This is a genomic window from Lentzea sp. NPDC036955, assembly GCF_055608005.1.
On sequence record NZ_JBVJRC010000003.1, the window covers coordinates 449318 to 467678 of the forward strand.

The 18361-nt window shown below is 71.0% G+C and carries 19 protein-coding genes; 14 read left to right on the top strand and 5 right to left on the bottom strand.

The window, feature by feature from the left end:
* Positions 1-8: 8 nt before the first annotated feature.
* The 10 genes from ACZ7CF_RS11340 to ACZ7CF_RS11385 all read left to right on the top strand — a co-directional run bounded on the left by ACZ7CF_RS11340 (position 9) and on the right by ACZ7CF_RS11385 (position 8679).
* Positions 9-353, top strand: a complete 345-nt coding sequence (locus tag ACZ7CF_RS11340) for a winged helix-turn-helix transcriptional regulator (protein WP_360385683.1) — start codon at positions 9-11, stop codon at positions 351-353.
* Between the two features lie 250 nt (positions 354-603).
* On the top strand, positions 604-1566 hold the full coding sequence (locus tag ACZ7CF_RS11345; RefSeq protein ID WP_360385681.1) for a gamma-glutamylcyclotransferase family protein: 963 nt from the start codon (positions 604-606) through the stop codon (positions 1564-1566).
* Between the two features lie 65 nt (positions 1567-1631).
* Positions 1632-2234 (top strand): DUF4232 domain-containing protein, encoded by a 603-nt coding sequence (locus ACZ7CF_RS11350; RefSeq protein ID WP_470369515.1) that lies wholly within the window; start codon positions 1632-1634, stop codon positions 2232-2234.
* A gap of 197 nt (positions 2235-2431) precedes the next feature.
* On the top strand, positions 2432-2863 hold the full coding sequence (locus ACZ7CF_RS11355; protein WP_470369516.1) for a hypothetical protein: 432 nt from the start codon (positions 2432-2434) through the stop codon (positions 2861-2863).
* Between the two features lie 238 nt (positions 2864-3101).
* The gene (locus ACZ7CF_RS11360) at positions 3102-3362 is read left to right on the top strand and encodes a hypothetical protein (RefSeq protein ID WP_360385675.1); all 261 of its coding nucleotides are present in this window, start codon (positions 3102-3104) and stop codon (positions 3360-3362) included.
* A complete protein-coding gene (locus ACZ7CF_RS11365; RefSeq protein ID WP_458429511.1) occupies positions 3362-3613 on the top strand; it encodes a hypothetical protein in 252 nt (83 codons plus the stop codon). Before ACZ7CF_RS11360 ends, ACZ7CF_RS11365 begins: the two co-directional genes overlap by 1 nt.
* The gene (locus ACZ7CF_RS11370) at positions 3613-6432 is read left to right on the top strand and encodes an FtsK/SpoIIIE domain-containing protein (RefSeq protein ID WP_360385671.1); all 2820 of its coding nucleotides are present in this window, start codon (positions 3613-3615) and stop codon (positions 6430-6432) included. The genes ACZ7CF_RS11365 and ACZ7CF_RS11370 overlap by 1 nt, the downstream gene beginning before the upstream one ends.
* Positions 6429-6872, top strand: a complete 444-nt coding sequence (locus ACZ7CF_RS11375) for a hypothetical protein (RefSeq protein ID WP_360385669.1) — start codon at positions 6429-6431, stop codon at positions 6870-6872. The genes ACZ7CF_RS11370 and ACZ7CF_RS11375 overlap by 4 nt, the downstream gene beginning before the upstream one ends.
* Positions 6873-7586: a GNAT family N-acetyltransferase gene (locus tag ACZ7CF_RS11380; RefSeq protein WP_470369517.1), complete on the top strand. Its 714-nt coding sequence runs from the start codon at positions 6873-6875 to the stop codon at positions 7584-7586.
* An 85-nt stretch (positions 7587-7671) separates the two neighbouring features.
* Complete coding sequence (locus ACZ7CF_RS11385) at positions 7672-8679, top strand: NADP-dependent oxidoreductase (RefSeq protein WP_470369518.1); 1008 nt, start codon at positions 7672-7674, stop codon at positions 8677-8679.
* A gap of 61 nt (positions 8680-8740) precedes the next feature.
* Here the strand turns inward: ACZ7CF_RS11385 and ACZ7CF_RS11390 are convergent, their stop codons facing one another.
* The gene (locus ACZ7CF_RS11390) at positions 8741-10309 is read right to left on the bottom strand and encodes an FAD-binding oxidoreductase (RefSeq protein WP_470369519.1); all 1569 of its coding nucleotides are present in this window, start codon (positions 10307-10309) and stop codon (positions 8741-8743) included.
* On the opposite strand from ACZ7CF_RS11390, the gene ACZ7CF_RS11395 reads away from it, so the two are divergent.
* Positions 10308-10874, top strand: a complete 567-nt coding sequence (locus tag ACZ7CF_RS11395) for a TetR/AcrR family transcriptional regulator (protein ID WP_458429516.1) — start codon at positions 10308-10310, stop codon at positions 10872-10874. The two genes, ACZ7CF_RS11390 and ACZ7CF_RS11395, sit on opposite strands and share 2 nt — an antisense overlap.
* Positions 10871-12256: a glycerol-3-phosphate dehydrogenase/oxidase gene (locus tag ACZ7CF_RS11400; RefSeq protein WP_470369520.1), complete on the top strand. Its 1386-nt coding sequence runs from the start codon at positions 10871-10873 to the stop codon at positions 12254-12256. The genes ACZ7CF_RS11395 and ACZ7CF_RS11400 overlap by 4 nt, the downstream gene beginning before the upstream one ends.
* 73 nt (positions 12257-12329) lie before the next feature.
* On the opposite strand, the gene ACZ7CF_RS11405 is transcribed toward ACZ7CF_RS11400, so the two are convergent.
* The 3 genes from ACZ7CF_RS11405 to ACZ7CF_RS11415 are packed head-to-tail and all read right to left on the bottom strand — an operon-like array spanning position 12330 to position 14883.
* On the bottom strand, positions 12330-14105 hold the full coding sequence (locus ACZ7CF_RS11405; protein WP_470369521.1) for a WXG100 family type VII secretion target: 1776 nt from the start codon (positions 14103-14105) through the stop codon (positions 12330-12332).
* Positions 14102-14410, bottom strand: a complete 309-nt coding sequence (locus tag ACZ7CF_RS11410; protein ID WP_360385655.1) for a hypothetical protein — start codon at positions 14408-14410, stop codon at positions 14102-14104. Before ACZ7CF_RS11410 ends, ACZ7CF_RS11405 begins: the two co-directional genes overlap by 4 nt.
* A 20-nt stretch (positions 14411-14430) precedes the next feature.
* Positions 14431-14883 (bottom strand): YbaB/EbfC family nucleoid-associated protein, encoded by a 453-nt coding sequence (locus tag ACZ7CF_RS11415; RefSeq protein ID WP_360385653.1) that lies wholly within the window; start codon positions 14881-14883, stop codon positions 14431-14433.
* Positions 14884-15012: 129 nt separating this feature from the next.
* On the opposite strand from ACZ7CF_RS11415, the gene ACZ7CF_RS11420 reads away from it, so the two are divergent.
* Together ACZ7CF_RS11420 and ACZ7CF_RS11425 are read left to right on the top strand one after the other, a co-directional pair.
* Positions 15013-15921, top strand: a complete 909-nt coding sequence (locus tag ACZ7CF_RS11420; RefSeq protein WP_470369522.1) for an ABC transporter ATP-binding protein — start codon at positions 15013-15015, stop codon at positions 15919-15921.
* Positions 15918-17099: an ABC transporter permease gene (locus tag ACZ7CF_RS11425; RefSeq protein WP_470369523.1), complete on the top strand. Its 1182-nt coding sequence runs from the start codon at positions 15918-15920 to the stop codon at positions 17097-17099. The genes ACZ7CF_RS11420 and ACZ7CF_RS11425 overlap by 4 nt, the downstream gene beginning before the upstream one ends.
* Here the strand turns inward: ACZ7CF_RS11425 and ACZ7CF_RS11430 are convergent.
* Positions 17089-18336, bottom strand: coding sequence for a cryptochrome/photolyase family protein (locus tag ACZ7CF_RS11430; protein WP_470369675.1), 1248 nt, complete (start codon positions 18334-18336; stop codon positions 17089-17091). The two genes, ACZ7CF_RS11425 and ACZ7CF_RS11430, sit on opposite strands and share 11 nt — an antisense overlap.
* Positions 18337-18361 lie beyond the last annotated feature (25 nt).

Sequence of the window (18361 nt, forward strand, 5' to 3'; positions counted from 1 at the left end):
AGGTGAGCATGCAGGTCACGATCTGTCCCGAGCGGGCGGTCATGGAGCACGTCACAAGCAAGTGGGGCGTGCTCGTGCTGCAGGCGCTGTTCGACGGGGCGTCCTGGCGCTTCAGCGACCTGCGCCGCGAGCTGGAGGTCGTGAGCGAGAAGATGCTCACCCAGACGCTGCGGACGCTGGAGCGCGACGGGTTCGTGCACCGCGAGGTCCACCCGGTGATCCCGCCGCACGTCGAGTACACCCTCACGCCGCTCGGCAAGGGCGCGGCCGTCCACCTCGTGGCGCTCGCCTCGTGGATCTCCGCGAACAGCGCCGAGGTGGCCGAAGCGCAGGAAAGCTATGACGCCTCCTGAGCTTCACCGGAACATCTCGCCACAGACATCGGGTCAGTCACCCGTTTGCGCAGTGAACGTTCTCACTTAACCGCCCTCTGTCGGCAGTAGAGATCGGATAGGTCACGATCTGGGGGCGGCAAACCGAGCGAATCCTTGGCACAATGGACCAATGGCCCAACCGTTCACCGACGAAAGCCATCCGGCGGAGCCCTATCCGGGCACTCGTCCAGACCACTGTTTCGTCCACGTCGACGAAACGGGCTGGCCAGTGCGACCGGACCTCACGATGGAGTCGGGATGGCGGGTCGAGCCGGATGACATCGATCTGGACCAATGGCTCATCAGCCGAGGTGAACCGCCCCTCGCGGCCCGGATGCCGGTGCTCGGCTACGGCTCCAACGCGAACCCCAGCAAGGTCACCTGGCTCCGCGAGGAACTGGGTCTCGAAGGCCCCGCGGTCGTGCTGCGCGCGCGTTGCGAGGGCATCTCCGCGGTGTGGGCCGATGGCACGCGTGCGCGCGATGGCCAGCGCCCGGCCACCCTGGCAGCGGCTCCCGGCGTCGTCGAGGAGCACTCGGTCTGGTTCGCCACGCCCGAGCAGCTGCGCGTGCTGGACCGCTGCGAGGGCCGCGGTCTGCGTTATCGCCTCGTACGCCTGCACACGGGCCGTGTGGTGCTCTACAACGGCGGTGTCGTCGACAGCGTTCTGGCCTACACGGCCGGTTCGAAGAAGCGCATGCCGATCCTCGTCAACGGGCGCATGGTCCCGTGCTCGAACCTCTCGCAGCGGCACGCACTCCACCTCGGCGGCCGTCCTGCGCCGACTGACGGCCTGGACGTGACCGAGGTGCAGGGCGACCCGTCGGCGGACGACTGGCCGGAGCTGCTCTTCGCCTACGGCACGCTCCAGCCGGGCGCAAGCGCTTGGCACCTGATGGAGCCGCACGTCGTGGACTCCGAGGAGACCCACCTGCCCGGCAGGTTGCTCGACACCGGCTTGGGCTACCCGGCCCTGCGGCCCGGCGCCGGCCTGGGCGTGCCCGGCTTCGTGCTGCGGCTGCGGTCGCCCGAGGTGGCGCTGCCGCAGCTCGACGAGTACGAGGGCGCGGACTACCGGCGGGTGCGGGTCGTGCTGCCCGACGGCCGGATCGCCTGGACGTACCTGTGGACCGCCGCCGTGGAGGGGCTCGCCGAGCTGCCCGACGGGTGGGACGTCCACCAGATCCGGTGAATTTCCGGCAGGTTGTGTGAGCTAGTTGGTGAATGGGCACATCCTCACTGGTAGGAGGTGCACCCATGACCCGACGGTTGATCGCTTGCAGCCTGCTGGTGCTCGCTTCCGTGACGGCCTGCGGCGACAGAAGCGCGGAGGTCGGATCGGGCACGCTGCCGACCGCGGCTCCGTCCACGTCGAGCTCTTCGAGCTCTTCGAACTCATCGGCCACACCGTCCACGGCGGCCGGCAACGCGGGCGGCGAGGTCTCGAACCGCTGCAACGCCACCGTGCTCAAGGGCGCGGTGGAACCCACCGACGCGGGCGCGGGCAACCGGTACGGCAAGTTCGTCGTCACGAACACCGGCTCCCAGCCGTGCACGCTGAACGGCTACAGCGGCTTCCAGCTGGAGAACGGCGCCGGAGCGGTGCCGACGAAGCTGGAGCGCATGGCCGATCCCGGCCCCAAGCCGCTGAACCTCGCGCCGGGTGCCAAGGCCGCCGCGAACCTGCACTGGGGTGTCGTGCCCGCCGGCTCCGAGCCGGTGCAGGGCGCGTGCCAGCCGGAGCCGTCGAAGGTCGCGGCCATCCCGCCGAACGAGACGGCGCCGCTGAGCGTGCCGTGGACGTTCGGACCGGTGTGCTCGGGCGGCCACATCACGATCAGCGCGTTCTACGCGGTCTGAGGAACCGGCGACGGGCTCGTCGTGCTCCGGCACGGTGAGCCCGCCGCCGTTCGTCCCGGCGGAAGTTCTCACCCCATCGGCCTATGAAGTGGGTCTTCCACGCTAACGATGCGCGCGCAGGGGGCCACAATCATCCGTACGGCGCAAGCGGCCCGGTACCGGGACTCCGTCCGCGCTGGGGGACAATCACGCCCGAGATGAGCGATGACGACCTCGTGCTGCTGATCACCGTGGTGGTCGAGGCGGCGGACGAGCACCAGGCGCGGGGCGCGTGCGACGCGCTCAGCAGCCGTACCGGCGCGCGGGTCCTGGACGCCAGGGACTGCTCGGACGAGGAACCGAACTGCTGGGCCGTGGTCATCACCGAGCCCAGCGCCGAGAAGACCACGCACAACGTGTCCGCGGCGCTCGCGCGAGCGGTGCGGACGTTCGTGCGCGGGCTGGGTGACGGGTTCCCGACACCGCGGGTGGCGTGCGAGCCGCCGACGGCGTGGACGGTGCTCGACGAGCCCGAGCTGATCAACGGGCTGGTGCCGGGGGCAGAGCGCGTGCTGGTCGAGGCGTGGGCCGGCGATGACCCGTTCGGGGCAGGCACTCCGCGTGACAGGTCACCTGGAAGAAAGACGTGAGTCACCCGGCCGGCGGGGTGCGGCGACCACGGGCCGTGAGGCGTGCGAGAGCGTCACTTCACGTTCGGGGCAAGGGTTCTGTGACGCGGCTAACTGATCATTAAAGCAAGGCCCGTTCGAGTGCATTCAGGCATCCACCCGGTTAGCCGATCTTCGTTATGAACTGTGAAAATCTGGGCACAATCTCTACTGGGGTGGCCGTGCGACCACCCCGTTCCGGGAGGGTTCGGGAGTCGACATGGCCAGCATCGAAGAGGTCCGTGCCGCAATTGCCCAGGCGATCGACAAGGCGAGCCAAAGCCAGTCGGCCCTCCAACAGGCGGCCGATCTCGCCGAGGACGCGCAGCAGCTGCTGACATCGGTCACCCAGGGCTCCGTGCAGGCGGACGTCGAAACGACGAACGCGCAGTTCCAGCAGGTCGTCTCCGGTGTGAGCGAGCTGCAGAACTACCTCGGCGCCGGCATCTCCGGGGCCGAGGGCATCAACAGCAGGCTTTGATGGCATCGATCGGCGAGGTCCGCGCCGCGCTCGAGCAGGCGAGCGAGATCCTGCGCGAGTCGTACCGCAGTGTGCGCAGCGCGCAGGACGGTCTCGACGAGGCGGTCGCCATCCTCGCCGAGTCGAGCGAGAACCACCACGAGTCGCTGCTTCCAGCGGAGTTCGTGCGCGCGAAGGAAAGATTCCCCGAACAGCTGGAGCTGATGGTGGGAACCCTCGAGCGCATCCAACGACTCACCGTGGAGCTGTGATGAGCAGGCGGGACGACCGGCGGCGCCGGATCGAGGAGGCCTTCGCGGACTTCCAGCGCGCCGTAGCGGCCGCGCTGGGCTCCGTGGCACGGGAGCACCGCGCCCTCGCCACGGAGCACGCGAAGGACATCGTCGAGTTCACCGTGCGCGGCGTGGGCATCGACCGGGCGTTGCGGGACGCGGCGCTCGCCGACGTGACCGCGTTCCTCACCGTGGACGAGAAGCGGACCGGGCACCCGCGCCAGGCCCCGCTGTCCATGCCGGAGTTCGCCGAGCGGCTCGACCAGATCAGGCACGACTGGCAGCAGTCCTACCACGAGTGGTCCGCGACCGGGCCCGACCAGCTGACCGCGCTGGTGAGCTCGGTCGCCGCCGGACCGGCGTCGTGGCCGCACGAGTCGTGGCTCGGCACGCCGGGCGCGCACGACGGCAGCGAGGGCGTGCCGGAGCTGTGGCGGATCGGCACCGGCGTGGTCACCTCCGCGCCGGAGGCCCAGCCGTTCCCGGTCGCCGTGCCGCTGCTGGACCAGTCGCACCTGCACGTGGCGTCCACACCGGACAGCCGCCAGCTCGCGGACACGCTGGTGGAGAACCTGTTGCTGCGGGTCCTCTCGCACTTCCAGCCGGGTCTGGTGCACGTGCACGTGTGGGACGTCGGGCAGCTGACCGGGTCGTTGCCGGGGCTGTACCCGCTGACCCGCGCCGGTCTGCTGACGGTGCACGACCCTGCGCGCCTGCACGAGCTGCTCGACGAGCTGTCCGAGCACATCCGCCAGGTGCACACCAAGGTCCTGGTCGACGGGCACCTCACCGTCCGGTCGGTCAGCGGCGAGGGCCGGCGCACCGAGCCGTGGCGGATCGCCGTGCTGTTCGGCAACCGCAAGGCGTTGCGGGAAGAGCACCAGCAGCAACTGCAACGCGTGGCGCGCAACGGTTTGGCGTGCGGCGTGCAGCTGTTCATCGTGGACATCCCGATCACGGTCAACTCGCCGGTGGAGACGGTGTCGTTGCGCGGCGACGGAACCGCGACCTGCACGATGACCGGCAAGCACGTGACCGTGACGCTGGACCCCGCGCTGCCGCGGACGCTGGTGCCGCGCGCATGTGCCGCCATCGCGGACAAGCGCGAGGAACGCCGTTCGCGGATGGGCAAGTTCGGCGACCTGCTGCCGGAACGCCCGTGGACGGAGAACTCGGCGGCCGGAGTCGTTGCGCCCGTGGGATTCGACGACGGCCAGCAGGTCTGCGTGCAGCTCGGCGACACCTCGCCGCACGCGTTGATCGGCGGGCCCTCCGGCTCCGGCAAGACGAACTTCCTCTACGCGATGCTCGGTTCGCTGTGCGCGCGCTACTCGCCCGACGAGCTCGAGCTGTACCTGCTGGACTTCAAGGAGGGCGTGTCGTTCGCGCAGTTCGCGCCGGGCCGCAAGGACCCGTCGTGGCTGCCGCACGCGCGCCTGGTCGGCGTGAACGTCAACACCGACCGCGAGTTCGGCGTGGCGCTGCTGAAGTTCCTGTCCGACGAGATGCGCAGGCGCGCGGACGCGGCCAAGCAGCACGAGGTGACGAAGCTCGAACACCTGCGGGTCGAGGACCCCGGCGGCCGGTGGCCGCGGATCGTCGCGGTGATCGACGAGTTCCAGTACCTGTTCGGCGAGCGCGACCAGGTCACGGCGGCGGCCACGCAACTGCTGGAGGACGTGGCGCGGCGCGGCCGGTCGCAGGGCATCCACCTGGTGCTGTCGTCGCAGGACGTCTCGGGCATCGAGGGGTTCTGGGGCAAGTCGGCGATCTTCGAGCAGTTCACGGTCCGCATCGCGCTGCCGAAGGCCCGCCGGGTGCTGGCCGAGCCGCAGAACGACGCCGCCGTGGAGCTGCCGCGCTGGCACGCGGTGATCAACCACGAGTCAGGTGTGAAGCCGGGCAACGAGATCGCGCGCATCCCAGACTCGACGTCCAAGGGCACCATGGACTTCCTGCAGTCCGAGCTGTGGCGGCGCGAACCCGGCCAGGCACCCGGCCTGTTCGACGGCAGCAAGGTCCCGCTGCTGGACGCGACACCGGACTTCCTCGACCTGCGACCGGGCGACGCATCGCCCACGGTGCTCCTCGGACAGGTCATCGACGTCGCGGGCAGCGCGGCGAAGGTGCGCTTCGCCCGCACGCCGGGACGCAACATCGCGGTGATCGGCTCCGTGGTCCAGGACGCGGCCGCGGTGCTCGGTGGAGCGGCCGCGTCGCTGGGCCGCCAGCACCACCCGCACGAGGCGGTGTTCACGCTGGCCTGCCTGGTCGAGGAGGCGATGCCCTCCGCGCTCCACCTGATGAAGCGCCTGAGCCACGACGGGCACGACGCGGACGTGGTCCAGATCGACCGCATCCGCGAGGTGCTGGACCAGACGGCGGCCCGGCTGCAGTCGATCGGCACGGGCCAGGCCGAGGCGCCGTTGAAACCGCACTACCTGGTGCTGTACGGCGTCGACGCGGCGCTCACGCTGCTGGAGCAGAAGGACCCGGCGACGCGGTCGTCCGGTGTGGACAGCCTGCGGGCGGTGCTGAAGCACGGCCCGGAGCACCGCACGCACGTGCTGGGCTGGTGGCGCGGTGTGCAGCGGCTGAAGTCGAGTCTTCCGCCCGGTGTGTACGACGACATCGGCGCCTGGGTGGCGTTCGACGTCCAGGGCAAGGAGCTGCTGTCGCTCGGACCGGAACAGGTGATGGCGTGGTCGCCACGACCGCGGCGCGGCCTGTTCTTCGACCGGTTCGAGCACTCGCGACCGCAGGTGATCATCCCGTTCGACACAGGTGAGGTGTCATGAACCCGATGACTACGGCGATGTTCGAGTCGGTTCCGGCTCAACGCCAGAGCGAGGAGGTGGTCGAGGCGCCGGCGCTGTCCGCGGTGGAGCGCTACAAGGAGATCATCGCCATCGCCACGGAAGCGGCGGCACGCCAGCGCAAGCTCGACGAGGTGCGCTGCGCCGAGCTGGCCGAGCGGATCGCGGCCACGCAGCGGCAGATCGCCGAGGTCCGCGACCGCGAGCGGGTGGTGCGGATGGGTGCCGCGCTGCACTGGGAGCAGGCCGTCGAGCAGCTGTGGAACGAGCGCTGGTTGCAGATGACCACGCCGCCGCTGCCGGACGAGTCGGTGCAGCCCCGGCCGCAGAGCGAGTACAACGAGCGGATGGACCTCGCCTACCAGGCGCTGGAGAACGCGCTGGCCAAGCGCACCCTGTTGCGCCGCAAGCAGAAGGACTGAGTGCGCCGTTTGCGCACCACCGCCGACGTGCTCGACGCCTGCGCGGACCCGCTGGTCCGGTGGGCCGCTCAGGCGTTGTCGGCGGGCGGTGCGGCCTGGGAGCACCGCGGCGCGGTCGCCGTGCACGCACCGTGCCTGACGCGCCGGCGCAGGCTGGTGCTGTCCGGTCCCAGCGAGGGCGTGGCGTCGCTGCTGGCGGCGCACGGGCGCGGTGTCTCGTTGCGGCCCATGCTGGAGCGGTCGGTGGCGGCGGAGGTGCGGACGCTGATGCCTGAGCCGTGGGTGGAGGACGGGCCGTTCGGGTGGATGGACCGCTCCGGTTCGCTGGCCGCTCCTCCCGGCGTGGGCTGGCTGTCCTCGGACGACGAGGTGGAACCGTTGCTGCGCAAGGCGTTGCCGTCGTCGTGGGCGTGGCCGGGCGAACCGGGCGTGCGCCGCTGGGCCGGTGTGGTCGAGGACGACGCGCTGGTGGCGACGGCCGCGGAGGCGTGGTCGTCGGTGGACGTCGGTTTCATGATGGGTGTGGCGGTGCACCCTTCCCACGCGCGGTGCGGTCTGGGGCTGCGGGTGTGCCAGTTCGTGGCGTCGGCGCTGCTCGACCTGTACGGCACCTGCGCGCTGCTGGTGGAGAGTTCCAACCAGCCGGCCATCGCCCTGTACCGCAAGCTGGGGTTCGCGTACCGCGACGTGACGACCCTGCTGCCTGCGACCTAGCTCACAAAGTGGAATCTTTATCCGTTTACGGGGCGTTGCGCGGGGTACCGACGTTCACACGACTCTGGATGGAGATGGTTCGACCATGACCAGCACCGCACTCGAGGTCCGGCTCGCGTCCCGCCCGACCGGCTGGCCGACCGAGGACACCTTCGAGATCGCCGAGGTGGAGATCCCGACGCCGGGCGAGGGGCAGGTCCTGGTGCGCAACGTGTTCATGAGCGTCGACCCGTACATGCGCGGCCGGATGAACGACGTGAAGTCGTACGTGCCCCCGTTCCAGGTCGGCGCCCCCCTCGACGGCGGTGCGGTGGGCGAGGTCGTGGCCTCGAACGCCGAGGGCTTCGCGGTCGGCGACCACGTCCTGCACGGCCTGGGCTGGCGCGAGTACGCCGTCGTCGCCGGCACGCACGCCGTGAAGGTCGACCCGTCCGTCGCTCCCCTGTCGGCCTACCTGGGCGTGCTCGGCATGCCAGGCCTGACCGCCTACGCGGGCCTGCTGGTCACCGCGGAGTTCAAGGAGGGCGACGCGGTCTTCGTCTCCGGCGCCGCGGGTGCCGTGGGCCAGATCGTGGGCCAGATCGCCCGCCTGAAGGGCGCCTCCCGCGTCATCGGCTCGGCCGGCTCCCCCGAGAAGGTCGAGTACCTCGTCGAGGAGCTCGGCTTCGACGCCGCGTTCAACTACAAGGACGGCCCGGTCGCCCCGCAGCTCGCGACCGCCGCACCCGACGGCATCGACGTGTACTTCGACAACGTCGGCGGCGAGCACCTGGAAGCCGCCATCGGCGCGCTGAACCTCAACGGGCGCATCACGATGTGCGGCGCGATCTCGCAGTACAACGAGGCCGGGACGCCCACCGGCCCGCGCAACCTGATCCAGGTCCTGGCGAAGCGGCTGACGCTGCGCGGCATGCTCGTGGGCGACCACAAGGCGTTGCAGCCGCAGTTCGTGGCCGAGGTCGGGGCGTGGATCGCGTCCGGGGAGCTGAAGTACAGCGAGACCGTCGTCGAGGGCGGCGTCCGGCAGGCCCCGGCGGCCTTCCTGGGCATGCTGCGCGGCGACAACACCGGAAAGATGCTCGTGAAGTTCTGATTTCGAGTGCACGCGGGGCGCTTTCGTACTCTTCTGGAGCACGAAAGCGCCCCGCGTGCGTTCACAGCGGCAGCAGTTTGCCGGGGTTGAGGATGCCGGTCGGGTCGAGGCGGGTCTTCACGGCGCGCAGCACGTCGACGCCGATGGCGCCGATCTCGTGCTCCAGCCACGGCCGGTGGTCCCGTCCGACCGCGTGGTGGTGCGTGATGGTCCCGAGCCGGGAGATCGCCTCGGACGCCGCCACCTTCGCCCGCGCCCACTGCCCCACCGGGTCGGCGAGGTCGCGCGGCACCAGCACCGTGAAGTACAGCGAGGCACCCGTCTCGTACGCGTGGGAGATGTGGCACATGACCACCGCGTCCCCCAGCTCGCCCAGCAGGGCCTCCCGGACCGCGTCCCGCAGCTGCGAGACCCGCGACCAGTGCGTGGCGGTCTCCAGCGTCTCCACGGCCACACCGGCGTCGAGCAGTGCGTCACGTTGGCGCGGCCCGTTGTACCGGCCGTGCAGCCAGGACGCCCCCATGGCGCGGCCGAGGCGCACGACGCGGTGGCCGCTCAACGAGCTCATGGTCGCCGACCGCGAACGGCACTCCCAGCCCAAGATGACCAGGCACGGGTTGCGGACTCCCCGTAGGCGCAGATAGCGCGTCACCACGGAGGCCTTGCTACCGGCCAACGCCAGCGCGACCTCCGTTTCGTGCTCATCGGACAGACGGGTGATGTCGGCCAGAGCGCCGTTCTGGGCCAGCGTGCGCACGAGCTCGACGCCCGCCTCCCAGCCGTCGACCACGAAGCCCTCGTAACGCGGGCCGTTCGGCTTGGGGCGCACCCGCACCGACACCTCGGTGATCACGCCGAACTGCCCCTCCGAGCCGATGACCAGCTGTTTCAGGTCCGGGCCCGCGGCGGAGGCCGGTGCGGTGCCGACGACCCACTCACCGGCGGGCGTGGCGATGCGGACCGACTCGACCATGTCCTCGAAGCGGCCGTAGCCCGAGGAGGCCTGGCCGGCGGAGCGGGTGGCCGCGAACCCGCCGATCGTGGCCCGTTCGAACGACTGCGGGAAGTGGCCGAGGGTGAAGCCGTGCTCGCCGAGCAGGCGTTCGGCCTCCGGGCCGGTGACGCCCGCCTGGAGCACGGCCACGCGGGAGACCGGGTCGACCGACACCAGGGAGCCGAGTCCGGCCAGGTCCAGGGCGACGACCGCGTCCTTGGGACCGCGCAGGGCCTCGACACCGCCGACGACCGAGGTGCCGCCGCCGAACGGGACCACGGCCACGTCGTGCTCCACGCAGACGCGCAGGACCTCGGCGACCTCCTCGGGGGAGGCGGGGACGACCACGGCGTCGGGCACGGGCAGGTCGCCGTGGCCGCGGTGGCGCAGCAGGTCGAGGTACGAGAGGCCGCCGGCGTGTCCGAGGCGGTCGGCGGGCAGGACGCTGATCGTGCACACGGCTTCCAGGGCCGTGAACGCGTCCTCGGAGAGCGCGGACGGCGGTGCCTGCACCGGTGCGGGCGTGAAGGGGTCGCCGAGGCCCACGTGGGCGCTCAGCCAGGCCAGCGCGTGCGGCGGCAGCGGTGTGGTCTCGGTGGTCCAGCGGGCCCTAGTCACTGCTACAGTGTTACACATGACGTCTCAACGTCACACCGACGAGGACCTGCTGGACGCGACCCGCGAGTGCGTGCTGGAGGTGGGGGTGCGCCGCACGACCCTCACCGACGTCGCAAAACGGGCCGGCGTGAGCCGCATGACGCTGTACCGGCGGTACCCCGACGTGGACCACCTGGTGCGGGCGTTGATGACGCGCGAGTTCGCGGCGCTGCTGGAGCGGACGCAGGGGCGCGGCAACGCCCGTGAGCAGCTGGTCAGCCGGGCCGTGGACGCGATCCGGCTGCTGGGCGCGAACCCGCTGATGCAGCGGGTGCTCCAGCTCGACGCCGAGCTGATGCTGCCGTACCTGGTCGAACGGCTGGGCAGCACGCAGCGGCTGGTGGAGGAGTTCCTGGTCGCGCAGATCGAGGCCGGGCACCTCGACGGGTCGATCCGGTTCGGCGACGCCAAGACGCAGGCACGCGTGGTGCTGCTGACGACGCAGGGCATGGTGCTGTCGACGCGGCCGGCGACGTCGGGCCTCGACCCCGCCTCGCTGCTGGACGAGCTCGCCCGGCAGCTGGACGGGGCGCTGAGGCCGTGAACACGTCGCTGAACGCCGCCCGCCGCCGGGAGGACCTGGAGGCGGCGCAACGGGAGGTCGTCGACGTGCTCGTGGTCGGCGGCGGGGTCACGGGTGCGGGCGTCGCGCTCGACGCGGCCTCGCGCGGGCTGCGGACCGTGCTGCTGGAGGCGCACGACCTGGCGTTCGGGACGTCGCGGTGGTCGAGCAAGCTCGTGCACGGCGGGCTGCGGTACCTGGCGAACGGGGACGTGAAGCTCGCGCACGAGAGCGCGGTCGAGCGCGGCATCCTCATGACGCGCACGGCACCGCACCTCACCCGCACGTTGCCGATGCTGTTCCCGTTGCACGACAAGGCGAACAACCTCGTCCTGGCCGGGCTCAAGGCGGGCAACGCGCTGCGCATCGCCGCCGGCACGTCCGCGCGGGTCCTGCCGCGGCCGCGCCGGGTGGACCGGCACGAGGCGCTGGCGCTGGTCCCGGGGCTGAGCCCGCGCAACCTCCTCGGCGGCCTGCTCAGCTACGACGGCCAGCTGACCGACGACGCCCAGCTGGTCGTCGCGCTGGCCAGGACCGCGGCGGGGCACGGCGCGCGGATCATCACCCGTGCGAAGGTCACCGCGCTGGAGGGTGACGGTGCCGAGGCGGTGGACACGCTCACCGGCACCGCGTTCACGGTCAGGGCCAGGGCGGTGGTCAACGCCACCGGTGTCTGGGCCGGGACGCTCGCACCGGTGCGGCTCACGCCGTCGAGGGGCTCGCACCTGGTGGTCGACGCGAAGGGCGTCGGTCTCGCGGGGACGGCGGTCACGATCCCGGTCCCCGGTGAGCGCAACCGGTACGCGTTGCTGCTCCCCCAGCCGAACGGCCGCGCCTACCTGGGTCTCACCGATGAGCCGGTCGACGACGTCCCGGACGTGCCGGTCGTTCCCGAGTCCGATGTGGACTTCCTGCTGCGGACCGCTTCCCATGTGCTGCAACGGGAGCTGACGAGGCAGGACGTGATCGGCAGCTACGCGGGGCTGCGGCCGCTGCTGGAGGCCGAGGGCCGCTCGGCCGACCTGTCGCGCAACCACACCGTCCTCACGGCACCGAACGGCGTGCTCACGATCGTCGGCGGCAAGCTCACCACGTACCGCAGGATGGCGGCGGACGCGGTGAACGCGACGGGCCTGACCCGGATGCCGTGCCGCACCAAGGACATCCGCCTGGTCGACGACCGGCCGCACCCGACCACGCCGATCGCTCCCGGCGTGACGGAGGCGGACGTGCTGCACGCCGTGCGGCACGAGGGCGCGCTCACCGCCGACGACGTGCTCGACCGGCGCACCCGCATCGGCCTGGTGCCCGCGGACCGCGCCAAGGCGGAGCCGGAGATCGCGAAACTCCTCGCCACCGTGTGAAAAGGGCGTCTGCAAGGACTACCGACACGAAGTCGGTGGTACTCGCAGACGCCCTCAGCGCGAGGAACGCGGGTTATTCGCCGATGACGGGCTTCGCGGCCTTGGGCGGGTCGACCAGGGCGTCGCCCTCGATCCGCACCTTCCGCTTGTGCTCGTTGGAGCCGCCCTGCTGACCGGCGGCACCGGCCATCGGAGCGCCACCCATCATGCCGCCCGCGGCACCACCACCGCCGCCACCGCCACCGCCGGCGGGAACAGCGCCACCGACGCCACCCGTGGCGGTCGGCATGACACCGGCCGCGCCACCGTGCTGCATCGCGGTCGCACCCGTACCACCGCCACCGCCAGGGCCGCCACCGAAGGCACCGGCGGGGATGCCGCCGCCTCCGCCACCCATGCCCTTGGGGATGCCACCGCCACCACCGCCGCCACCGCCCGCCGCGGACGTGGCCGAGTGCGCCGACGTGGACGACGCGGGCGACGCCGGGTGCTCGACGGCCGGCCGGTACCAGTCACCCGTGCTCGGGGTGCTGATCGACGGCGGCCTCGTCCCGGTGTTGCCACCGGCCGTGGTCGTCTGGTCGTACTCCCAGTGACCGGGGACCCAGCGGCCGGGGCCCTGGCTGCCGGTGCCACCGGAGCCGCCACCGGGTCCCTGGGGGTAACCGGGGTAGCCGCCGGAGCCGCCACCCGGTCCCTGGGGGTAACCGGGGTAGCCGCCGGAGCCGCCACCGGGTCCGGGCACCCACTGACCGCCGGAACCGCCGGAACCACCGCCGGGACCGGGCACCCACTGACCGCCGCCCGATCCCTGGCCGGGCGGCGTGTACGGCGGGCGGACCACCGGGCCGCCGGTGCCGGACGTGCCGGTGTTGCCGCCGCCCGCGCCGACGGGGACGCCACCGGGGTTGTAGACCGGCTGGACCTGCGGACCGCCGCTGCCGCCACCGGGGCCGCCGCGGTAGCCGCCCTGGTCGTGCGAGTACTGGCCGTTCGCGCCGCCGGACACCCGGTCGAGGTGGCCCGCGTCGATGCCCAGGCCGCCGGAGGACGGGCGGGTCACGCCACCGCCGCCACCGCCGGCGCCCTTGTGCGCCATCGCGGAGATCGCGTTGATGACCTGCTCGGCCGTCTGGGCGATCTTCTGCACGCTCTGGACCAGCTTCATCAGCTTCTGCAGCGAACCGGAGAGCTTCTGCAGGAAGTCGGCCAGCTTCTTCGCGTACTTCACCGCGGTGGTCACGATGTCGGAGATCGCGCCCGCGATGGCCGCGCCGAAGGTGAGGAACGAGGCCGCGAGCCACTGGATGATCTTCATGACCATGTCGGACACGGCCTGGCTGATCATGTCCATGATCATCTTGCGGACGGTGCCGACCAGCTGGCCCGCGCCCTCGACGGCACCCGCGATGCCGTCGGCGGCCTTGGCCAGCGACTCCAGACCGCCCGCGTGCTTCTGGGCGGCCGCGCGGTAGCCGTCGGCGGCCTTGCCCTCCCACTCGCGGGTCTGCTCGACGCAGATCTTCTTGTACTCGGCCGCGATGTCGTGGACCTGCTTGCCGGCCGACCGGAACGACCCGGCCATCTTGCCGATGGCCTCCGGGTTGCCGAGCAGGACGTCGAACGGCTCGCGCAGGAAGTCGACGTGCTGGATGGCCCAGCTGAAACCGGCGGAGAGGAAGCCGCTGAGCGGGTTCGACGCCATGCCGACGATGCCCATCGCGGTGTTGGCGATGCCGAGACCGCCCTGCACCCAGTCACCGCGCTCGATCGCGGAGTAGGTGCTCGAGATGGTGCTGATCAGCTGCTGCGGGTCGGTTCCCGCGGCCTGGGTGGCGGGCGCGTTCATCCTCGGCCCTTTCCGGTGAAGCCGAACATGTTGTCGAGGTCGACCTGCTCGTACTGCTCGATGGTCTCCTTGAGCCCGATGCCCATGTCCATCAGCGAGTTGGCGGCCTTGCCGAGACCGTCCTGCGACAGCCCGGCGGTCTTGAGGATGTGCGAGGCCAGGAAGCCCGCGAACACGCCGAACGCCTCGGTCGTGAGAGCACCCGGATCACACGTCTCGGTGGCCTTGCGCATCCGATCGGTCAGCCGTTCCACGCTCGCGGCGTGGCGTCTGAGCTCGTCGAGATCGAGATTGAACTGGCTCATGCCTTAACCCCCTCCTGCACTCAGGCCATGACGTCGGGCGGGTTCGTGAAGTACTCGTCGTCGGGCCGCGTGTCCTTGCGCTCCAACTCCGACTTCGGTTCGTCCTCGTCGGTTCCGTCGCCCTTGTATCCGTTCGGCATCTGTTGCTTCACGAAGTCCAGGGCCGGGCTCTCGCCGACGAAGTCGGTCATGATCTGCACCACCCGCCCGGAGGCCTCACGCTGGGCCTTCGCCGAGGCGGTGAGGATCTCGGACGCGATCTGACCGGGGTCCATGCCGCGGGCTTCCGGCTTGATGCGGAGATCTGTCAACACGCCGGTGGCGTTGACGGTCACCGTGATCATCCCGTCCGGCGAGCTGGCGCTCCCGCCCACGCCTCCGAGCTGGTCGCGGGCCTGCTCGGCCTGCTGCTTGGCCTGCTCGATCTTCGCCCCGTACTGGGCGAGCCACTGGTCGGGCTCGATGGGCTGCATGGTCACCCCCGTTGAGTGAATCAGTCGTTCGTTCGATTCGCCGTAGACGCCCGTATCGTTTCACCCGTTCCCTGCTCATCGATACTTTGAGTCCGATTACCGCCATCCGGGCTAACGAAGGGGTGCACCGTGCCTGAGGGGGTGCTGGAGATCGACGCGGTCTCCAAGCGCTACGGAGAGGTCGTCGCCCTGCGGGACATGTCGTTCGACGTGCGTGCGGGCGAGCTCTTCGGGTTCGTCGGCAGCAACGGCGCCGGGAAGACCACGACCATGCGGATCGCGCTGGGCGTGCTCGCCGCCGACTCCGGCGAGGTGCGGTGGAACGGCAGAGCCGTCGACCTCGACACCCGGCGGCGGATCGGCTACATGCCGGAGGAACGCGGGCTCTACCCGCGGATGAAGGTCCTCGACCAGCTCGTCTACCTGGCCGAGCTGCACGGCCTGGGCACGAACGAGGCGCACCGCAACGCCGAGAACTGGATCGCCCGGCTCGGGCTGCGCGACCGGCGCACCGACGAGGTGCAGCGGCTCAGCCTCGGCAACCAGCAGCGCGTGCAGCTCGCCGCGGCCCTGGTGCACGACCCGGACGTCCTGGTGCTCGACGAACCGTTCTCCGGCCTCGACCCGGTCGCGGTGGACGTGATGAGCGGCGTGCTGCGCGAGAAGGCCTCCGCCGGGGTGCCCGTGGTGTTCTCCAGCCACCAGCTCGACCTGGTGGAACGGCTGTGCGACCGGGTCGGCATCGTGAGCGAGGGTGCGATGGTCGCCGTCGGCACCGTGGACGAGCTGCGGTCGGGCGGGTTGCCGCGCCTGGTCGTCGAATCGCCGACGACCGACTGGGCTGCCACGCTGGACGGCGTGCGGGTGATCGAGGAGAACGGGACGCGCTGCGTGCTGGAGCTCGTGGACGGCACCGACGACCAGGCCGTGCTGCACGCGGCCCTGTCGGCCGGTCCGGTGCACGAGTTCTCCCGGCAGCGCCCGGCGCTGACCGAGCTCTTCCGCAACGTCGTGACCACCGGGGAGAGGACCGCATGACATCCGCCAGGGCGGTCGGACTGGTGGCGCGGCGCGAGTTCGTCACGAAGGTGCGCACGAGGTCGTTCCTCATCGGCACCGCGGTGATCATCGCGGTGCTCGCCGGGTACGTGGTGCTGCAGTCGGTGCTGTTCGACGACCACCAGCGCAGCGTCGTCGGGTTGTCCGGCCAGGCCACGCAGCTCGCGGAACCGCTGCGGGACAAGGCGATGTCGTTCGGCGTCGAGCTGGAGACGCGCGACGTCACCACCGACGCCAACGCCGAGCAGCTGGTCCGCGACGGCGCGCTGGACGCGCTGGTGACCGGTGCGCCGCCGGAGCTGAAGATGATCGTCAAGGGCTCCGGCGACTCGGTGCTGACCACGGCGCTCAACGACGTGCTGCGCCAACAGGTCCTGGTCGCGCAGCTCGCGGAGGCGGGCATCACCCCGCAGCAGGTCGCGGAGAACCTCGCCAACGTGCGGGTGGGCGTGACAGCGCTGGAACCCGTTGACCCACAACAAGGTCAGCGCCTCGCCATCGGGCTGGTAGTGGCCGCGCTGCTGTACTACTCGTTGCTGGTCTACGGAACCATGGTCGCGCAGGGCGTGGTCGAGGAGAAGTCGAGCCGGGTCGTGGAGATCCTGCTCGCGACCGTGCGGCCGTGGCAGTTGTTGCTGGGCAAGGTGATCGGCCTCGGCGCGGTCGGGTTGCTGCAGCTGCTGGTGATCTCCACGGTCGGGCTCGCGCTGTCGTCGGGGTTCGACGTGGTCGACGTCGGCGCGGTGGGCGTGACGGCGCTGGCGACCGGCGTGCTCTGGTACCTGCTCGGGTTCTTCCTGTACGCCACGGTGTTCGCGGCCGCCGCGTCGCTGGTGTCGCGGCAGGAGGAGCTGCAGTCGGTGCTGACGCCGATCAGCATGACGATCATCGTGGCGTTCGTGGCCGGCATCAACCTGATGATCGGCAGCCCGTCCGGGGTGACCGTGACGGTCCTGTCGCTGCTGCCGCCGTTCGCCCCGATCCTGATGCCGGGCCGGATGGCGCTGGGCGTCGCCCCCGCCTGGCAGGTGGTGCTGGCCGTGGTGCTGGCGCTGGTGGCCATCGCGGTGATGACGTGGCTGGGCGGCAAGGTCTACGCGAACGCCGTGCTGCGGACCGGCGCTCGCGTCAAGCTCCGCGAGGCGTTCAGGACTTGATGGCCTGGTAGCGGTCGAGCGCGACCTGGCGTTCGACCGCGTGGTCGACGATCGGCGTGAGGTCCGCCGAGTCGGGCGCGTACCTGCGGACGTACGCGCCGTCCGGGTCGAACTTCTTGGCCTGCGTGATCGGGTTGAAGATCCGGAAGAACGGCGCCGCGTCCGTGCCGCAGCCCGCGACCCACTGCCAGTTGTGCTGGTTCGACGCGAGGTCGCCGTCGACGAGGTGCTCCATGAAGTGCCGCGCGCCCCACCACCACGGCAGGTGCAGGTCCTTCACGAGGAAGCTGGCGACGATCATGCGCACCCGGTTGTGCATGAAGCCTTCCGCGAGCAGCTGGCGCATGCCGGCGTCGACGATCGGGTAGCCGGTGCGCCCCTGCTTCCAGGCCTCGAACAGCTCCCGGTCGTCGTCGTGCACCATCCGGTCGAACTTGCGGTCGAGGTTCTGCCGCGCGGTCTCCGGCTTGTGCCACAACACGTCCGCGTAGAACTCGCGCCACGCGAGCTCGCTGCGGTACGTGCCGTCGCAGTCCCGCAGGAGCGTGCGGGGGTGCAGCACGCCCCACCGCAGGAACGCCGACAGCCGGCTCGTGGCGTCGAGGTCGGGCCGGTCGCGGGTCTTGTCGTAGTCCGGCAGTCGTTCGTCGCGGAACTCCTCCCACAACCGCATGGCGTCCGGCAGCTTCTCGGTGGTCTTCGGGATCGCGGTGCTGTGCGGCGGTTCGAGCCAGTCCACAGTGGAGGCACCGGTGTCGGCGGGCGCGCGCCAGCCGTGGTCGAGCCAGGCGTTGCGGAACGGCGTGAAGACCTTGAACGGCGTGCCGTCGCCCTTGAGCACCCGGCCGGGCGCGACGGCGTAGGGCGAGCCGGAGCGGACGAGCTCGACGTCGCCCAGCGCCTCCTCGACGGCCTCGTCGCGGCGCCGCCCGTACGGCCCGTAGTCCGCGGAGATGTGGACGCTGCCCGCGCCGATCTCCCGTGCGATGCGCGGGACCGTGTTCACCGGGTCGCCGTGCACGACCATCAGCCGGCCGCCCAGCTGGTCGTTCAGCGCGTGCAGGCAGCGGTGCAGGAACTCGATCCGCGGCTGCCCCGACGGCTTCAGCAACCGGTCGTCCAGGACGAACAACCCGAGCGCGCGGGGAGAACGCCCGGCGGCGGCGAGGAGGGCCGGGTGGTCGGCCGTCCGCAGGTCGCGGCGGAACCAGACGATCGAGGGGGAAGAGCTCACCAGCCGACGCTAGAACGTGCGGACGGCA

Bases quoted from the DNA above. Each gene is read 5' to 3' on its own strand.
- ACZ7CF_RS11395 (WP_458429516.1), top strand. From the start codon at position 10,308: ATGACGTCTCAACGTCACACCGACGAGGACCTGCTGGACGCGACCCGC.
- ACZ7CF_RS11350 (WP_470369515.1), top strand. From the start codon at position 1,632: ATGACCCGACGGTTGATCGCTTGCAGCCTGCTGGTGCTCGCTTCCGTG.
- ACZ7CF_RS11360 (WP_360385675.1), top strand. From the start codon at position 3,102: ATGGCCAGCATCGAAGAGGTCCGTGCCGCAATTGCCCAGGCGATCGAC.
- ACZ7CF_RS11365 (WP_458429511.1), top strand. From the start codon at position 3,362: ATGGCATCGATCGGCGAGGTCCGCGCCGCGCTCGAGCAGGCGAGCGAG.
- ACZ7CF_RS11410 (WP_360385655.1), bottom strand. From the start codon at position 14,410: ATGAGCCAGTTCAATCTCGATCTCGACGAGCTCAGACGCCACGCCGCG.
- ACZ7CF_RS11425 (WP_470369523.1), top strand. From the start codon at position 15,918: ATGACATCCGCCAGGGCGGTCGGACTGGTGGCGCGGCGCGAGTTCGTC.
- ACZ7CF_RS11355 (WP_470369516.1), top strand. From the start codon at position 2,432: ATGAGCGATGACGACCTCGTGCTGCTGATCACCGTGGTGGTCGAGGCG.
- ACZ7CF_RS11415 (WP_360385653.1), bottom strand. From the start codon at position 14,883: ATGCAGCCCATCGAGCCCGACCAGTGGCTCGCCCAGTACGGGGCGAAG.
- ACZ7CF_RS11370 (WP_360385671.1), top strand. From the start codon at position 3,613: ATGAGCAGGCGGGACGACCGGCGGCGCCGGATCGAGGAGGCCTTCGCG.
- ACZ7CF_RS11405 (WP_470369521.1), bottom strand. From the start codon at position 14,105: ATGAACGCGCCCGCCACCCAGGCCGCGGGAACCGACCCGCAGCAGCTG.
- ACZ7CF_RS11375 (WP_360385669.1), top strand. From the start codon at position 6,429: ATGAACCCGATGACTACGGCGATGTTCGAGTCGGTTCCGGCTCAACGC.
- ACZ7CF_RS11385 (WP_470369518.1), top strand. From the start codon at position 7,672: ATGACCAGCACCGCACTCGAGGTCCGGCTCGCGTCCCGCCCGACCGGC.
- ACZ7CF_RS11390 (WP_470369519.1), bottom strand. From the start codon at position 10,309: ATGTGTAACACTGTAGCAGTGACTAGGGCCCGCTGGACCACCGAGACC.
- ACZ7CF_RS11340 (WP_360385683.1), top strand. From the start codon at position 9: ATGCAGGTCACGATCTGTCCCGAGCGGGCGGTCATGGAGCACGTCACA.